Source organism: Bifidobacterium oedipodis (assembly GCF_012932425.1).
Taxonomy (GTDB): domain Bacteria; phylum Actinomycetota; class Actinomycetes; order Actinomycetales; family Bifidobacteriaceae; genus Bifidobacterium; species Bifidobacterium oedipodis.
In genome coordinates this window covers 25,845-42,966 of record NZ_JAAIII010000010.1, presented here as the reverse complement: position 1 = coordinate 42,966, position 17,122 = coordinate 25,845, and the positions used below count along the sequence as shown (strand labels likewise).

Below are 17,122 nucleotides of genomic sequence, written 5' to 3'. Positions count from 1 at the left end.
TTGCGGAGCGTTGGCTGCGTTGTGCCTCAGTCGACGTGCCTTGGCACGCCTTCCTTCGGTACGCCTTGCCACCGCACACGCAAACCCGCCGTAGATACGGAATCAAGGCGATTTCGATACCATGAAAATAGTGGGGTGACGATGAATCGGAGTGTGGAATATGCAGCATAAGCAGATTGAGCGCAGGGCATTGACCGTGGGCATCATCGTCAATATCGTGATGGTGGTCTCCGGATTCATCGTGTTCTTCATGACCGGGTTGAAGGCGTTGTTCCTTGACGCCTCATTCACCGTGATCTCCGTGATATCCGGTCTGGTGGCCACCATATTGTCGCGCCAATCCGTGCGCACCACCGAACGATATCCCAACGGCATGTTCGCACTGGAACCCATGTACGCGCTGGCCAAAGCCATCTTCACCCTGGCGCTGCTGACATTCGCCGTGGTCGATGCCGCACAGGCGGCGTGGGATTACGTCATGTTCGGCATCGGCGAGCGTATGACGCTCGGTCCGGTTGTGATCTATGAGATAGCGATGGTGGCGATTTCATTCGGTCTGGTCGCCTACTATCGTCGCAGCAACCACACGATGCACAATGCCAGCACCATGCTTACCGCCGAAGCCAACGGTACGCTGGTGGACGGCATGATTTCCGCCGGCATTGGCGCGGTAGCGGTCGCGCTGATGTTCCTGCCCGCCGACACCCCACTGGACTTCCTCAACTACACCGGTGACTTCTTTATCACCACCGCCATCGCGCTGATCGCCCTCAAAGAGCCGTTGGGTGTGCTCAGGGATGCTTTTATCGAATTGGTTGGCGGCGTGCATGAGGATGACGACACCAACCAATTCGTCGAGTCCGCCGCCCAACGGCATCTGCCGGATGGCACCGAATATGATCATGTGCTTGTCTTTAAAACCGGCATGAATTTCACCGTTGATGTCTACCTGACCGGTGTCGCCGAAACCATCAACGTCGATAATCTCATCGCCTGCAAGCGTGCGCTTGAAAATGAGCTCAAGCGCACGCTACACATAGTCGATGTAGATTTCGTATTCGATTAGTTTTTGAGGGACCAGGTGGAGCCTTGGGGGGTGTCTTCGATGGCGATGCCGGCGGTGCTCAAGGCGTCGCGAATCGCATCGGCACGAGCGAAATCGCGGGCTTTGCGAGCTGCCTGACGCTCCGCCAGTTGGCCTTCGATCAGCGCGCCAAGCGCCGCATGCTCGGCGGATTCGGCACCACCCTCACCCGAACCGTTCGCCGCACCGGAAACCCACGGTTCGGCCAGCGGATCAAGCCCCAACGTATCCAGCATCGCACGCACGGCAACCAGCGCCTGACGCACCTCAGCGCGAGCCTCATCAGAATCAGCATGATCGGCGAAAGCGCTCAGCAGTGTATTGCCGGAGCGTACGCGTGCGAAAATTGCGGCGGTGGCACCGGCAACATTGATATCGTCATTCATCGCCGTCACGAAATCATCCGGCAGCTCGTCGGCCGTCACGGCTTCGATCTCCTCACGCGTCGGCTGCTCGCCCAATGCTGCGCCCGCACGCTCGATGAAGTTCGAAATACGATTCCACGCGGCGTTCGCTTCAGTCAAAGTCTGATCGGACCATTCCAACATCGAACGGTACTGCACCGAACCCAGCGCATAACGCACCACCCAAGCGGAGTTTTCGGACAACACCACCGGCACCGACAAACCATTGCCCAAGGACTTGCTCATTTTCTCGCCCTTGGCGGTCACCCACGCCGAATGCATCCAACGATTGGCGGAAGGGTAACCTGCGGCTCGGGTCTGCGCCATCTCATTCTCATGGTGCGGGAAGCGCAAATCCAAGCCGCCGCCGTGGATATCGAAGTCATCTCCCAGATATCGGTGCGACATAGCCGAGCATTCGATATGCCAGCCCGGCCGGCCCACGCCGAATGGTGTCGCCCAGCGGGCATCCTCGGGATCGGAATCCTTTGGTGCCTTCCACAGCGCGAAATCACGCGGGTCATGCTTATCAGGCGAAGCATCGGCCGGATCAATCGGATTGTACTTGTCTTCGCCGGCGGCATCCACGGAGGGGCCCATACGGTCGGCCACGGCGGCGGCCTCGTCCACTTCGCCCGCAGCGCTTTGCTTCTGGTGGGTCAGCTCGCCGTAATGCGGCCAGGATGCCACATCGAAATACACATTGCCGGTCGGCTTGCCATCGGCGTCGGTCACCACGTAAGCATGGCCGTTGTCGATAATGCGCTCGATCAGCTCAACCATGTCGGAGATATGGCCGGTGGCGCGAGGCTCTACCGTAGGCGGCAGCACGCCGAGCGTATCGTATGCTTCGGTGAATTCGCGCTCATAGTAGTACGCGCGCGCCCACCAGCGCTGGCCGTTGGCGGCGGCCTTGTCAAGGATCTTGTCGTCGATATCGGTCACGTTGCGCACAAACGTGACCTTGTAACCGAGCTTGAGCAGCCAGCGGCGCACCACGTCGAACGCCACCGCCGCACGGATGTGGCCGATATGCGGACTCGACTGCACCGTCGCACCGCACACATAGATGCCCACCTGCCCGGGCTTGAGCGGCACAAATCGGCTAACCGTGTGCGAAGCGGTGTCATACAGGCTTAAGCCCGCCGCGGCTTCGGATACCTTGGCCGGCGCGAGGGCCGAAGGCATGACGGAAGTATTGAAATCCTGCGGTTCCTTCACTGTTCCCATAGCACCCAAGAGTATGAGCGAAAGCCGACAACGCCAGGAGCGCAGGTGTGCGGGGTAAACCAAAGGTGATGCATACGGTCTGTGGTCGTGCCACAATAGAAGCATGGCCACACCACAAGTGCTCATTTTGCAACATGTTCCATGGGAACGTCCGGGGCGTATTCTGGCGAATCTCGAGGACCTCGGACTGGAAACGCTCACCCTTAACATCGCCGACAAGAAGAAACCGGACTTGCCGGATTTCAACGACACCGCCGGCGTGGTGATCATGGGTGGCCCGATGGGTGCCACGGATTATGACAAATATCCCGGGCTCAAGGCCGAAGCCAAATTGGCTCGCGCGGCGGTGGCCGTCGGCAAGCCGGTGCTCGGCGTGTGCTTAGGGCATCAGATCATCGCCACCGCACTGGGAGCGCAGCTCAAGCATGGCGACGCGCCAGAAATCGGTTATGCGCCGATCAAACGCATGGACAAGCATGACTTCTTTTCGATGTGGGACAAGCAGATCAACGTGCTGCACTGGCACAACGATGTGGTGGGCTTGCCCGAAGGCGGTCAGCTGCTGGCGCGTACGTCCGGCACCAAAGTGCAGGCATACCGTGTGGGATCCGCGCTGGGCATGCAGTTCCATTTGGAGGTCACCGGTTCGATTCTGGAAGAATGGCTGAGTGAGCCGAGCATGGTCAAGGAACTTAAGGCTGCCGGTGGTTCCAAATCCAAGCTGCGTGAGGATTTCGCCCAATATGATTCACTGCTGCAGCCATTGGCCGAGCAGGTGTTTTCCGGGTTCGCGGCCCGGTGCAGCGCTCACGCGCGCGCATTGCAAGCAGCATGATGACCGGTACCACCGAGCGCTCCAAACGTAGCGCTACATTGGTGGATTATGCCGACTTATGACATTGGATTGGAACACGTTTCGCTTGCCTTCGCCACCAAAACCATCTTCACTGATGTGACGCAGGGGGTGTTTGAGGGTGATCGCATCGGCATCGTCGGCAAGAACGGCGATGGCAAATCCACGCTGCTGCACCTGTTCAACGAATCGCGCACGCCGGATTCCGGGCGCGTGACGCGCCGTGGCGGTCTGACATTCGGCCTGCTCGACCAGCGCGACCCGCTTGATGACAATGCCACCGTGCGCGATGCCGCATTGGAAGGGCGCGAGGATTACGAATGGGCGGCCGAAACCAAATCGCGCGAAATCGTGGAGGCACTGCTGGGCGGTATCGACCTGAACGCGCGGGTCGGCTCACTGTCCGGCGGTCAGCGCCGTCGTGCCGATTTGGCACGACTGCTGCTCAAGGATTGGGATATTCTGGCGCTCGACGAGCCCACCAACCACTTGGATGTGGTCACAATTCATTGGCTTGCCGAACATTTGAAGAACCGTTGGTCGGCGGGCTCCGGCGCGCTGCTGCTCGTCACCCACGACCGCTGGTTCTTGGATGAAGTATGCGAATCGATGTGGGAGGTTCACGATGGTGTGATCGACCCCTTCGAAGGCGGATATTCGGCATATATGCTGCAGCGTGTGGAACGCGACCGTCAGGCCGATGTGCGTGAGGAGCGTCGTCGCAATCTGGCGCGCAAGGAATTGGCATGGCTGTCGCGTGGTGCCCGTGCCCGCTCCACCAAGCAGAAGTTCCATGTCAAAGCCGCGCGCGAACTGATTGCCGACGTGCCGCCTATGCGTAACACATTGGAATTGAAGCAGATGGCCACCTCCCGTTTGGGCAAACAGGTGGTGGATCTTATTGATGTGACGCAGATTTTCGCCAGCGAAGTGCATTCCGACGGCACACCGCTGTCTGTGCGTGGCGATGGATTCGCAGCCATTGACCCCGATGTTGCCGAGCAGTCCGGGCGCGAGTCACGATCCGCCGGGCGCATCGATGTGGTTGACGCCATGTATGCCGAGCCGAAGATCCATGGCAGTGTGGAACTGGCGGTGGATCATCCCGAATCTGATTCTCGACTTATTGATGCCGGTGTGGTTGTTGACACGGGCGACCAGCACGATACTGCAACGCAGGAAGGTGCTACTGCGGGAGACATGACCGCAGCAGCAGCGACGGAGCAGGCGGAACCGGTGGAAGACATGCAAACCGTGCAGGTTGCCCAGCATGTCACGGTTACCGGTCGCAAAATCCTCGACGATGAAACCTGGCTGATCGGCCCTGGCGACCGTTTTGGTATCGTCGGCGCGAATGGTGCCGGCAAGTCCACGCTGCTTAAATTGATCGACGGCACACTCACTCCCACCGCCGGCCATGTGAACATCGGCAAAACGGTGAAATTCGCCGTGCTGTCCCAGCGTCTCGACGAGTTGGAGAAACTCGGCAAATACAAGGTTAAGGAAGTGCTCAGCCGCTACAAGCCGAGCTATATCGTGGACGGCAAGGAAGTCACGCCGGGCCAGCTGATGGAACGTCTCGGCTTTGAAGCCGCCCAGCTGATGACCCCGATCCGCGACCTTTCCGGTGGACAGAAGCGCCGCATGCAGCTGCTGCTGATTTTGCTGGACGAACCCAATGTGCTGATTCTCGACGAGCCCGGCAACGATTTGGACACCGATATGCTCGCCGTGATGGAGGATCTGCTGGATACCTGGCCAGGCACGCTGATTGTCGTCTCGCACGACCGTTACCTGTTGGAGCGCGTCACCGATCAGCAGTTCGCACTGATCGGCGGCAAGGTACGCCACCTGCCCGGCGGTGTGGATGATTACCTTGCCATGGTCGAACAAATCAAGAATGGCAAGGATCCTTTCGCCGATGACGCTTCTACGGCGCGCGCAGGAAAGGGCAAGTCTGGCGACCATGGTCGCGCGCAGGCATCACAGAACGCCGGTGCCGATGCCGACGGCGCTGCCGGCGACGGGGAGGCACAAGCCGCAGCTGCGAAGCCCGAGCCGAAACTCACCGGCAAGGAACGTTACGAAGCCAGCCGTCGCGTCAGTGCCATCGAGCGCAAACTTGCCAAGCTTGAGGATCGCAAAGCTCAGATTGAGGAACAGATGGCCGCGCACGATCCGTCCGATTTCGTCGGTCTTAACGAGCTGAACGTCCAGCTGCAGGCCGTCGCCGACGAAAAGGACGAGCTGGAAATGGAATGGCTGGAACTGTCCGAACAACTTGGATGACGCTGAGTGATGTGTTCAGCCAAACGGACGTGATGGCATAGTAATGCCCCATGCGCAATCTCACGCATGGGGCATTACTAATAGGAGCTAAGCGCTAGGAGCGGGCAAATTGCCGGCACATGAGCTGCGGCTTACCGGCCCGTAATCTGCGAGCCCAGCACCTTTTCAGACAGGGCCTTGGGGCCACGGGCAACGGCCACGGAACCGGAGCGAACCAGTTCAATCACGCCGTAATGCTCCAGCAGGCCCAGCAATGCGTCGATTTTGCCTTCCGCACCGGTGGCTTCGATGGTCAGCGACTCAGGATGCACATCCACCACATTCACGCGGAACAGACGCACGATTTCCAGCACGTCGGAACGGTTGGACTCGTCGGCGGCAACCTTGATCATCACCAGTTCGCGATCCACCGTGTTCTTCGGATCGAGCTCCACGATCTTCAGCACATGCAGCAGCTTGTTGAGCTGCTTGATGATCTGTTCCAGCGGCACACGCTCCACATCGGCGGTTACCGTGATGCGGGAGATGTCCGGGCGCTCGGTGGGGGAGACGGACAGCGAATTGATGTTGAACGCGCGGCGGGCGAACAGACCGGCCACACGGGCCAGCACGCCAGGACGGTTCTCCACCAGCACCGACAGGGTGTGGCGCTCGGAGCCGGGCTGAGAAGCGGGATAATTAGCCATATCAGTTCTCCTTGGTTTGCCTTGCTCGTCTCATACCGAAGCGGCCGTGTTGGTTGGTGCCGCCTCGGCGGCATCTCCGGCACGACGCAACGGCTTGGTTCCCGGGCGATACGTCACGTCGTCGTTGGAAGCGCCGGCAGCGACCATAGGCCACACCATGGCGTCCTTCCATACGCGGAAATCAATCAGCACCGGGCGGTCGTTGATCTGGTTGGCCTTCTCGATGGCCTCGATGGCCTCATCCTCGGTGAAGGCGCGCAGACCCACGCAACCGTAGGCTTCGGCCAGCTTGACGAAGTCGGGCACGTCAACGAACTCTTCGGCCGTGGTAGCGGCAGTCGCGTCGCCATCATGCAGCTTGGTGGCGGAATAATGCTTGTCGTAGAACAGGGTCTGCCACTGGCGCACCATGCCATACACCGAATTGTTGAGGATGGCGATTTTCACCGGCGTGTGGTCGAAGAACGCCATGGCCAGCTCTTCGGAGGTCATCTGGAAGGAGCCATCGCCATCGATCAGCCATACGGGCTTGGAGCCGTCGAAGTCACGCTGGGAGCCGATGGCTGCGCCGATGGCTGCGGGCAGGCCGTAACCCATGGTGCCCAAACCACCGGAGGAGATCCATGAACGCGGGTTTTCGAAGTCCACCAGCTGGGAGGCCCACATCTGATGCTGGCCCACACCGGCTACCCAAATCGTGTTGGGATCGGCATGATCGGACAGCTGACGCACCACCCACTGCGGGGAGAGAGTGCCGTCGGTGGGCTGATCCTCGGGCTGGTTGTAGTCGATTGGATACTCGTTGCGCAGGTTGTTCAGATACGTCCACCACGAGGTCAGATCTGGCTTGCCATGCACGGCCTGCGAACGCTTGATTTCCGGAATCAGGTCGTGCAGCACACAAGCCACGTCGCCCACAATCGGCACGTCCGGTACACGGTTCTTGCCGATTTCCGCCGGATCAATATCGATATGAATCACGCGCGCGGTGGGTGCGAAGGTGGACAGATCACCGGTGACGCGATCGTCGAAACGTGCGCCGATGGCGACCAACAGGTCGGCGCGCTGCACCGAACCGGTGGCTGCAACCGTGCCATGCATGCCGAGCATGCCGAGCACAGCGGGGTTGGAGTCAGGCAGAATGCCGCGCGACTGCAGTGTGGTGACCACCGGAGCGCCAGTTACCTGTGCGAGCTCGGCCACTTCGGCCGCGGCACCGGAGCGTACCGCGCCGCCGCCCACATACAGCACAGGGCGGTAGGACTGGTTGAACAGCTTGGCTGCATCGCTCAATACGCGACCGTGCGCCTTGGTAGTGGGGTTGTAGCCAGGCAGAATCATGCGCTGCGGCCATGAGAAGTACATCTCTTCGGTTTGCGCGGTTTTGGTCAAATCAACCACTACCGGGCCAGGACGGCCAGTGGAGGCGATATGGAAGGCTTCGGTGAGCACGCGCGGAATATCCTGTGCGCGCGTAACCAGATACGAATGCTTGACCACCGGATAGGTGATGCCAACGATATCGGCCTCCTGGAAGGCGTCAGTACCGATGGCACCTACGCCGACCTGACCGGTGATAACAACCATCGGTACCGAATCCATGTTCGCGTCGGCGATGGCGGTGACCACATTGGTGGCACCGGGGCCGGAGGTGACAATGCACACGCCGACTCGGCCGGTGGCGATCGCATAACCTTCGGCCGCATGTCCGGCCGCCTGCTCGTGGCGCACCAGCACAAAACGGAACTTCGTGTCGTCGTTGATTTCGTCGTATACGGGCAGAATGGCACCGCCGGGCAGTCCGAACACGTCTTCGACGCCGAGATTCTCCAGCGAACGAACCAGCGCGCGTGCGCCGGTCATTTTCTCGCCGTCAACGATGGTCTGCTTATCGGCGGCAGCGTTGGTTTTCGGCACGCTGCTGAATGCCTGCAAAGGTGTCGGTAAAGCCATGATCCTCTCATACTTCCTTGCGCCGCACTTGTTGAGCCCGGCCGTATGGTTGTACGGTCCCGCTGTTCCGTGCGATTCCTCCGGCCGCAGGTTCCGGGGCTTGTGGCCCCGGCACGACCTTGACTTGTGCCCTTAAGTCTATGCGTATTTTCGCATTGGTGCCGTCAATAGCCCATTTTGCGGGCGATTCGCGCCGTCAGCTCCTGGCATCCAGTGTTTTCCATGCCACTTCGGCGGCGGCCAACTGGGCTTTGCGTTTGCTGGATCCCTTGCCGATGCCGATTACCTCGTCGTTTTGCCCTAAGGTGACGCGTGCGGTGAAGATTTGTGCGTATTCCGGCCCGGAAACGGACATGTGATAGATCGGCTCGTCAAAGCCCATGGTGTGCGCTTTGACGGTGAGTGAGGTTTTCCAGTCCAGAGCGGGGCCTTCGGTGGCCACTTCGGCCAGAGTGTCGTCGATCAGTCGATGGATGACCTTGCGTGCCTCGTCGATGCCATGCTCGAGGAAGGTCGCACCGATCAGCGACTCCACAATGTCGCACAGAATCGAATTCTTTTCGGCACCGCCCTGCTCGGCTTCGCCATGTCCCAGCAGAATATAGGGGCCGACCTTGAGCTTGGTTTTGGCGATGGCGCTCAGCGCGTCCTCGGACACAGCCTTGGCGCGCATTTTGGCAAGCTGGCCTTCGGTCATATCCGGGTGGATACGGAACAGGGTTTCAGTGCTGACCAGTTCCAGCACTGCGTCGCCTAGGAATTCGAGGCGCTCATAGTTGGGCACGCCAGGGTGCTCATGCGAGAAGGAACGATGGGTGAGCGCCTGCACCAGCAGATCGGGGCTGATGGTGGTGCCCAACGCTTCAAGCAGTTCGTTATCGTTGCTGCCGTTGTTATCGCTATGGTTTGCACGGTTGCCGTTGGTGGTTGATTGTGTCGGCTCTCTCATATCATCTCCATACGCGAAGGCCCCGCCACCCGTCGATGGCAGGGCCTTTGACTTGTTGCTACCAAGCGTTACAGCTCAGGCTCACTTGGTGTGGGCCGGGCGGATGGCTTCACGGTAGGTGCGGCCGCGGAAGTTACCGCAGCTCGGGCAGGCCATGTGCGGCAGGGCCGGAGCGCCACAGTTCGGGCAGGTAACGGTCGCAACAGCGGTGGCCTTCCAATTCGCGCGACGCGAGTGCGTGTTGGCGCGAGAGGTCTTGTACTTAGGCAGTGCCATTTGAGTTTCCTCTATTTCGTTCGAACATTTGAGCTTAAGCGTTCAGTATCGTAGCGCAAGGCTCGTACAAAGTCCACTCGGCCGCGCGCGTACGACGGTTGGGTGGGCGGCCGAGCGGAACACTACTTGCCCTGCTCGGCCTCCAACTGGGCTTTCAGGCCTGCCAGGCCTGCGAATCGCAGATCGCCAGGTTCGTCACAGTGATGGTCGGGATGCTCGTTCAAATCCTCGCCGCACTGCGGGCACAGTCCGGCACAATCGGGGCGACACAGCGGTTGCAGGGGCAGGGCTTCGACGAAGGCGTCGCGGATCAGCGCCTCGATGTCGGCCCAGGCACCGTTGGCCAGCAGCGGGTAGGTATCCTCCGACTCGTCTTCACCGGCGATGATGTCGACGTCCTCGTCCTTGTCGTTGCGAGTGTTTTTGGCATTCTTGCCGTTGCGAGCCTGCGCAGCGTCCTTGGTCTCCGATTCGTAGGGGAAGAACACGGTGACATCCACCGGCCAGTCCTCATCAATGGGCTTGAGGCAGCGCGTGCATTCGCTGATGAACGGGGCGGTGAGTCGCCCGGTGAAAATCAGGCCATCCACAATCGAATCGAAACTGCCGCGCACATGCACGTCAGTTCCCTCTTTAATGCCTGAGATTTCGTCGCCGATTCCGGCAGGTGCCGGAAAATCAGCGTCGATCTGCTTGGACTGTCCGGCGCGCGATGCGATCTGTGCCACCGGAATCGCCCATGGGGAGTCCTCAATTCGTGCCATATATCATGCTCCTTGTTACGTATGCGTATGTCTGCGTATGTCTGCGTATGTCGTTGGGTATATGTGGTGCCCGTTCGTGCTGTGGCTGCACCGGCCACGTTACTGCGCTTCGGGATAGTCGTTCAGATTCAGGTTCGGCAACTGCTCGCCGGCTGCACGCTGGCGCTCTTCCAACACGTTGAGACCAGCTTGCACGTCCTGGCTGAGTTTGCCGAGCTGCTGCTGCAATCCCTGCATCACCGTGGTACAGTATTGATCCGCTCCCTGAGTCAGATGATCGGATTTGGCTTGTGCGCTTTCCAGAATCTGGCGGGCCTTGTGCCTGGCCAGTTCGGTGACGTTCTCCTGACCGGCGAGGAACTGCGCCTGTTCGTTGGCCTCCCTGACCATGTCGGCGGCGCGGCTTTGGGCAGACGCCACAATAGCGTTGGCCTGCGTTTGTGCCGATTCCAGACGGCGTTCTGCCTCGCGCATCAGAGCGGAAGCTCGCTCAAGTTGCACAGGCAGCATTTTCTTCAATTCGGTGAGCTGCTCGGTGAACTCCTCACGGTCCACCTTGACTTGGCTGGGAGAAAACAGGGCGGATTTCGCCTCGTTCAGGGATTCCTCCAGCTGGTCGATGATGTCGTACACCGTGGTGAACTCCGCACGGCTTTTGTCTTCGGCGGATTCGGGGTTCAATGTTTCGCGCAAATCGGGCAGGGCATCCATGTCGATTGCGGCGGTTGCGCGCGGCTTGGCCGCAGTGACGGGATTGGCCGCTTCGGTGGGTGCCGGCTCGGCGGGAGCAGCTTCGGTGGGCGATGGTTCGGCGGGCGGCTGCGGTGCGCTCCCAAGAGCCGTAGCGTTGGCTGCTGCACTGACTCCCGCGTTGGCGTTGGCTATCGAGCCGGTCGGTGCAGGCGGTACTGCCAGGTTCTGGGCAGTACCGTCCATCTGAGATGTGTCGGTATATCCGGTGAGCTGATCGTCGCTCATGGTCATTCCTTCCGCTGTCTGCACTGCCGATTGCTATCGGGCCATCGGTTGCTATTAACGTGCGTTGGCATCAGTCCTGCGTCAGGGCGTCGGCGAGCATCGGCACCACGCAATCGGGCACCATGCCGGTTACGTCGCCGCCGTGGCGGGCCACGTCCTTGACGATGGAGCTGGAGATATGTTCAAGAATCGGATCTGCCGGCAGGAACAGGGTCTCCACGCCGGCAAGTTTGCGGTTGACCAACGCCATGCCAAGTTCGGCTTCATAGTCGCCGTTCTGGCGCAATCCTTTGACGATTACCGTGGCACCGACCTTCTTGCAGTAGTCGGTGATGAGTCCGTCGGTGGATGAGACGACGACGTTGGTGCATCCGGCCTTCTCCAGGGCGCGACGGATGACGTCAACGCGAATATCTTCGGAAAACATCGGTGTTTTCGCGGCGTTGACGGCCACCACCACATGCACTTCGTCGAAGAAGCGCGCCGAACGTTCGATGACGTCAAGGTGGCCGGCGGTTACGGGATCAAAGGAGCCGGGGCATACTGCGATAGTCATGTTGTATAGCCTACCGCGCGGCGTGGGTTTTTGCTGATGTGGCTGCCCGGTGTTGCCGTGCGCGATTCGCGCGAGAACACCGGGCAAAGTAACGAAAAGCCCCTATGATGGGTGATTGATGATTTGATTCGTGGGGATTGGCCCACGTCAGTTAGTCAAGGAAAGAAGTGCCATGATGTTCGTTGATGACGCCGAGCCGCTGCGCAATCCTGATTCCGGTGCAGGCACCGCCACACTGGAACGTCCGCAAACCCAAGAGGAGACGGTGCGCGATAATGGCGGCGACGCCGACCGCTACGCGCACTATGTCTCCAAGGATCGCATCGCCGAATCGCGCATGACCGGTCGCCCGGTGGTTGCGCTGTGCGGCAAGGTGTGGGTGCCCAAGCATGATCCGTCAAAGTATCCGGTGTGCCCGGATTGCAAGCGCATTTACGACGATATGATGCGTTAGTTTTGGGTTACGTTGGGGCTAGCACCTAAGTTAGCTGCTAGCCCCTATAGCCTCAAATGTGCCCAAATGTTAACGGGCGGAAATCTCGTCGATTGCGGCCAATTCCTCGTCGCTGAAATGCGTATTCTTCAGCGCGCCGATATTGTCGAGAATCTGCTGGGGTTTGGATGCGCCGGCGAGCACGGAAGTCACCGTGCCATCATGCAGCAGCCAGGCCAGGCTCATTTCGGCGAGCGTCTGGCCGCGCTCGGCCGCGATGGCGTTCAGATCCACGATCTGGCCGTGCAGTTTTTCGGTCAGGGCCGATTCGTTGAGGAATCGGGGATCGTGGGCGATACGGCTGTCGGCAGGGATACCGTCAAGATAACGGTTGGTCAGCAGACCCTGGGCCAGCGGGCAGAAGGTGATCAATCCCTTGCCCAGACGCTTGGCCGTATCCTTCAGGCCGTTGTGTTCCACGGTGCGGTCGAGAATGTTGTACTTGTTCTGGTTGATGACGAACGGCACTTTGAGCTCGTCCAGAATCGCTGCGGCCTTCTCCATCTGTTCGCCGTTGTAATTCGACAGGCCCACATACAGCGCCTTGCCGGAATTGACGGCCTGCGCCAGCGCACCCATCGTCTCCTCAAGCGGGGTTTCGGGATCCGGATGATGGTGGTAGAAGATATCCACATAATCCAGGCCGAGACGTTCCAGGCTCTGATCGAGGCTGGCGAGCAGGTACTTGCGCGAACCAAGATCGCCGTAGGGGCCAGCCCACATCTCGTAGCCGGCTTTGGTGGAAACGATGAGTTCGTCGCGGTGATGGCGGAAGTACTTGTTCAGCAGCAGACCGCAGTTCTTTTCGGCCTGGCCCGGTTCCGGACCATAGTTGTTGGCCAGGTCGAAGTGGGTGATGCCGTTGTCGAAGGCGGTGAACACCAGCTGCTTCATTTGTTCGAAGGGGGTGATGTCGCCGAAGTTGTGCCAGAATCCGAGTGAGACGGCCGGCAGCTTGAGACCGGAGACGCCGCAGCGGTTGTAGGTCATGGTGTCGTAGCGGTGCGGATTGGGCGCATAGGTGGCGGTTGGTTCGAACATGGTACTCCTTCGAATGGTTGCGTTATCGTCTATTATGGTTTCAGTTCAAGTGAACTTGAAGTCAAATCGATGGTTCGCGTGTCGCCGTCGATCACTCATTCTCATATAAGGAAGAGCCGCTATGCCATACACCATTCGAGAAGTCGCCACCCGGTTCCACATGCAGCCTTCCACGCTGCGCTATTACGAGGAGCAGGGACTGCTCACCAATGTGGGGCGTTCCGAATCAGGCCAACGTGTGTATGAGGATTGTCATCTGCATCGTTTAGGCGCGATCTGTTGCTTCAAAAACGCGGGCATGACCATCGAGGATCTGAAGAAATTCTTCACCTATGAGTCGGATGAGCCGAAGCATATTGACGAAATCCTAGAATTGCTGGAAGCGCGCCGCCGCACGTTGGATGAGCAGCGACGCGCATTGGACGAGGCTGCGATGCATGTGCAGCGCAAACTGCACTATTACGGCGATATCAAGCGTGCGCTCGATGCCGGAGAGCCCATGCCCGATTGGGGAAACTACCGAGGTCAGGTCTATGACATCAGCGTTGCAGCTGAATAACAATGGCTTACAACTGAATAATGCTGGCTCCCAGCGCAGCGCGAGCGATGGAAGTCAGCATTGATGGCACACAGTTGTATTGGCAAAACTGCGGTTTACAGCACAGTGGTGATGGTATCGATTACCGGTTCGCCCTTCATCAGGCTTTGTGCGGTGATCGGCAGTTCCGCAAGGGCCTTCGCGCGATAGTCGTGGGCGGCCATAATCGCATCATGGCCCTGCCACTGGGGGTCGATGGTGCCATGATCGACAAAGTCGACCAGCAGATCCTTCCAGTCGCTCTGCGGGGTGAATGCGGCGAGCTTGTCTTCCGAACCGGAGATAACATGTTCGGCCTCGGCCAGATTGTATTCATAGGAACGATAGGCAAGCTTGCGGCCCGGCACAGTGGCCTTATCCTTGCTCTTCTTGGCCACGGGCGTCATCACGCCGTCAGCGCCTTCGCGCTCGGTGAGCTTGTACACCATGGCGCATGTTGGGGCGCCGGAACCGGTCACCAGCATTGTGCCCACGCCATAGGAATCGACCGGCGCGGTTTGCAGCGCAGCCAGCGCATACTCGTCCAAATCATTGGTCACGGTGATGGTGGTGTTCGTGGCACCCAAGGCATCGAGCTGGTTGCGCACGCGCTGGGCCATGGCGGCCAGGTCTCCCGAATCGATGCGCACGCCGCCAAGTTCGGGGCCGGCAACCTCCACAGCGGTTTTCACGGCTTCCTCGATGTTATAGGTGTCAACCAGCAGCGTGGTGTTCTTGCCCAGCGCGGCGATCTGCGATTCGAAAGCCTGGCGCTCGCTGTCATGCACCAAAGTAAAGCAGTGTGCGGCTGTGCCGATGGCCTTGAGCCCATAGAGCTGTGCGGCCAATAGATTGGCGGTGCCCTTGAAACCACCCACCACGGCGGCGCGCGCGGCCGCGACGGCCGACCATTCATTGGTGCGACGGCCGCCCATATCCATGCAAGGGCGATCCTTGGCGGCGGACACCATGCGAGACGCGGCCGAGGCGACGGCCGAATCATAGTTGAGCACCGACAGAATCAACGTTTCCAGCAGCGTGCACTCGCCGAACGTGCCCTCCACCTGCAGAATCGGTGAGTTCGGGAAGAACATTTCGCCTTCGCGGTAGCCCTTGATGGAGCCGGAGAAGTGGAAGTTCTCCAGCCAAGCGAGGGTCTCCTTGCTCACCACATGGCGATCGGCGAGGAATTTCAGGTCATTGTCGTCCAGATGGAAGTGTTCTAAGGCGTCAAGGATACGGCCGGTTCCGGCTACCACGCCGTAGCGGCGGCCCTCGGGCAGGTGGCGGGTGAACACTTCGAATACGCATTTGCGGTTTGCGGTGCCGTCCTTCAGGCAGGCGTCAAGCATTGTGTATTCGTACATGTCGGTCATTAGGGCCGGCGAATAATCGACCATCAGGGGACCTTTCCTATTTATGGTTAAGTTGACTATAAGTGTAGTGCGGGGTGTGGGCGGGCTGATGCCGTTCGCTCATATCGGAAGGCAAATCGTTGCCACGGCCTAAGCTGAGCGGCATGGTTGAAATCAAAGATATGTTGGGCGATCGCCAGGTTATCCGCGCCGACGGCCGCAAAGTCGATGAACTGCGTCCTGTCAGAATCACCCGTCACTTCACCGATGCCCCCGAGGGCTCGGTGCTGATTGAATGCGGCAATACGCGTGTGATGTGCACCGCAACGTTCACCGCCGGTGTGCCGCGCTGGCGCAAGGATTCCGGCCTCGGCTGGGTCACCGCCGAATACGCGATGCTGCCGCGCGCCACCTCCGAGCGCACCGACCGTGAATCCGTGCGCGGCAAAATCGGCGGACGCACCCATGAAATCAGCCGTCTGATCGGCCGCTGCCTGAGGGGCGTGGTTGATATGAAGGCGCTGGGCGAAAACCAGATTCAGCTGGACTGCGATGTGCTGCAGGCTGACGGCGGCACGCGCACCGCTTCGGTAACCGGCGCATACGTGGCAATGGTTGATGCGGTGCGTTGGGCCGAACAGCATCGTCATATCAAGTCCGCGGATCGTGTGCTCAAGGATTACGTTTCCGCCGTGTCGGTGGGTGTGATCAACGGCAAGCCGATGCTGGATCTGCCGTATATCGAGGATTCGCAGGCCATGACCGATATGAACGTGGCCATGACCGGCTCCGGAGCGTTCATCGAGCTGCAGGGCACCGCCGAGCATCGTCCCTTCACTCGCACCGAGCTGGGCGAACTGCTTGACTTGGCCGAGAAGGGCAACAAGGAACTGCAGGCTGCTCAGCGCGCTGCTCTGGCATTGGACTGAATCGTTTGGCGTACTGATACCGCGCATGAAAGGAACACGTATGAAACTGGTAGTTGCCACGCATAACGAAGGCAAGCTGGTCGAGATTCGCCGCATCCTCGAAGAGCGGTTGGGGGAGCGCGCCGCGCAGGTGGAACTGGTGTCCGCCGGTAGCCTGGGCCTGCCTGATCCGGTGGAGGATGGCGTGACATTCCAAGAGAATGCGCTGCTCAAAGCCCGTGATGTGGCGCGCCGCACGGGGCTGCCCGCCGTTGCCGACGATTCCGGTCTGATTGTGGACGTGATGGGCAACGCTCCCGGCATTCTGTCGGCTCGTTGGGCCGGGCATCACGGCGATGACGCGGCCAACAATGCGCTGTTGCTCGCGCAGATCGAGGATATTCCCGATGCCAAGCGCACGGCCCGTTTCCGTTGCGCGGCCGCGCTGGTGGTGCCACAGGCGAACGGTGCTAAAGCAATCGGCGAGGAGATTGTGAAAACAGGCGAAATGCCCGGCATGATTATCAGGGCGCCCCGCGGCGAGCACGGTTTCGGCTACGATCCGCTGTTCGTGCCGGATGACCAGCCGGCCGGGCGCGAAGGTGATCCACTGACCTCCGCTGAAATGAGTCCAGCCGAAAAGAACGCCATTTCTCACCGCGGCAAGGCACTGCGAGCTCTTGTTCCTGCCATCGAGCAGCTGTTGGACTGAAGGTATACTAAGCG

The 17,122-nt window shown here is 59.8% G+C and carries 16 protein-coding genes and 2 pseudogenes; 8 read left to right on the top strand and 10 right to left on the bottom strand.

Annotation, left to right across the window (positions count from 1 at the left end; translation table 11 throughout):
- The first annotated feature begins 160 nt into the window (after positions 1-160).
- Positions 161-1,066 (top strand): cation transporter, encoded by a 906-nt coding sequence (locus tag G1C95_RS11985; RefSeq protein WP_169173185.1) that lies wholly within the window; start codon positions 161-163, stop codon positions 1,064-1,066.
- Here the strand turns inward: G1C95_RS11985 and cysS are convergent.
- On the bottom strand, positions 1,063-2,718 hold the full coding sequence (gene cysS, locus G1C95_RS11980; RefSeq protein ID WP_169173184.1) for a cysteine--tRNA ligase: 1,656 nt from the start codon (positions 2,716-2,718) through the stop codon (positions 1,063-1,065). The two genes, G1C95_RS11985 and cysS, sit on opposite strands and share 4 nt — an antisense overlap.
- 103 nt (positions 2,719-2,821) lie before the next feature.
- On the opposite strand from cysS, the gene G1C95_RS11975 reads away from it, so the two are divergent.
- The 3 genes and pseudogenes from G1C95_RS11975 to G1C95_RS12835 all read left to right on the top strand — a co-directional run.
- Positions 2,822-3,553 carry a type 1 glutamine amidotransferase gene (locus G1C95_RS11975; protein WP_169173183.1) on the top strand — a complete coding sequence of 244 codons (732 nt, stop codon included), beginning with the start codon at positions 2,822-2,824 and terminating at the stop codon, positions 3,551-3,553.
- 48 nt (positions 3,554-3,601) lie between these two features.
- Positions 3,602-4,711: pseudogene (locus tag G1C95_RS12840) on the top strand (ABC-F family ATP-binding cassette domain-containing protein); the annotation flags it as partial.
- Positions 4,712-4,834: 123 nt separating this feature from the next.
- Positions 4,835-5,860 (top strand): annotated as a pseudogene (locus G1C95_RS12835) (ATP-binding cassette domain-containing protein); the annotation flags it as partial.
- Between the two features lie 131 nt (positions 5,861-5,991).
- Here G1C95_RS12835 and ilvN read toward each other — a convergent pair.
- The 7 genes from ilvN to coaD all read right to left on the bottom strand — a co-directional run bounded on the left by ilvN (position 5,992) and on the right by coaD (position 12,022).
- Positions 5,992-6,546, bottom strand: a complete 555-nt coding sequence (gene ilvN, locus G1C95_RS11965) for an acetolactate synthase small subunit (RefSeq protein WP_169173181.1) — start codon at positions 6,544-6,546, stop codon at positions 5,992-5,994.
- A gap of 30 nt (positions 6,547-6,576) precedes the next feature.
- Positions 6,577-8,499, bottom strand: coding sequence for an acetolactate synthase large subunit (locus G1C95_RS11960; protein ID WP_169173180.1), 1,923 nt, complete (start codon positions 8,497-8,499; stop codon positions 6,577-6,579).
- Between the two features lie 196 nt (positions 8,500-8,695).
- Positions 8,696-9,448 carry a ribonuclease III gene (rnc, locus tag G1C95_RS11955; protein WP_240947558.1) on the bottom strand — a complete coding sequence of 251 codons (753 nt, stop codon included), beginning with the start codon at positions 9,446-9,448 and terminating at the stop codon, positions 8,696-8,698.
- Between the two features lie 81 nt (positions 9,449-9,529).
- Complete coding sequence (rpmF, locus tag G1C95_RS11950) at positions 9,530-9,724, bottom strand: 50S ribosomal protein L32 (RefSeq protein WP_169173179.1); 195 nt, start codon at positions 9,722-9,724, stop codon at positions 9,530-9,532.
- Between the two features lie 122 nt (positions 9,725-9,846).
- Positions 9,847-10,488 (bottom strand): YceD family protein, encoded by a 642-nt coding sequence (locus tag G1C95_RS11945; protein WP_169173178.1) that lies wholly within the window; start codon positions 10,486-10,488, stop codon positions 9,847-9,849.
- 99 nt (positions 10,489-10,587) lie between these two features.
- Entirely contained in the window at positions 10,588-11,424 is an 837-nt protein-coding gene (locus G1C95_RS11940) for a cell division protein (RefSeq protein ID WP_417852284.1), read from the bottom strand.
- Positions 11,425-11,536: 112 nt separating this feature from the next.
- A complete protein-coding gene (coaD, locus tag G1C95_RS11935; protein ID WP_169173176.1) occupies positions 11,537-12,022 on the bottom strand; it encodes a pantetheine-phosphate adenylyltransferase in 486 nt (161 codons plus the stop codon).
- Positions 12,023-12,194: 172 nt separating this feature from the next.
- On the opposite strand from coaD, the gene G1C95_RS11930 reads away from it, so the two are divergent.
- A complete protein-coding gene (locus tag G1C95_RS11930) occupies positions 12,195-12,476 on the top strand; it encodes a DUF3039 domain-containing protein (RefSeq protein WP_169173175.1) in 282 nt (93 codons plus the stop codon).
- Positions 12,477-12,545: 69 nt separating this feature from the next.
- Here the strand turns inward: G1C95_RS11930 and G1C95_RS11925 are convergent, their stop codons facing one another.
- On the bottom strand, positions 12,546-13,556 hold the full coding sequence (locus G1C95_RS11925; RefSeq protein WP_169173174.1) for an aldo/keto reductase: 1,011 nt from the start codon (positions 13,554-13,556) through the stop codon (positions 12,546-12,548).
- 121 nt (positions 13,557-13,677) lie between these two features.
- Here G1C95_RS11925 and G1C95_RS11920 point away from each other — a divergent pair, with 121 nt between their 5' ends.
- A complete protein-coding gene (locus G1C95_RS11920) occupies positions 13,678-14,115 on the top strand; it encodes a MerR family transcriptional regulator (RefSeq protein ID WP_169173173.1) in 438 nt (145 codons plus the stop codon).
- 95 nt (positions 14,116-14,210) lie between these two features.
- On the opposite strand, the gene G1C95_RS11915 is transcribed toward G1C95_RS11920, so the two are convergent.
- The gene (locus G1C95_RS11915) at positions 14,211-15,533 is read right to left on the bottom strand and encodes a nicotinate phosphoribosyltransferase (protein ID WP_169173172.1); all 1,323 of its coding nucleotides are present in this window, start codon (positions 15,531-15,533) and stop codon (positions 14,211-14,213) included.
- A gap of 119 nt (positions 15,534-15,652) precedes the next feature.
- Here G1C95_RS11915 and rph point away from each other — a divergent pair, with 119 nt between their 5' ends.
- Complete coding sequence (rph, locus tag G1C95_RS11910; RefSeq protein WP_169173171.1) at positions 15,653-16,417, top strand: ribonuclease PH; 765 nt, start codon at positions 15,653-15,655, stop codon at positions 16,415-16,417.
- A 40-nt stretch (positions 16,418-16,457) separates the two neighbouring features.
- Positions 16,458-17,108, top strand: coding sequence for an RdgB/HAM1 family non-canonical purine NTP pyrophosphatase (gene rdgB, locus G1C95_RS11905; protein ID WP_169173170.1), 651 nt, complete (start codon positions 16,458-16,460; stop codon positions 17,106-17,108).
- Positions 17,109-17,122: the final 14 nt, after the last annotated feature.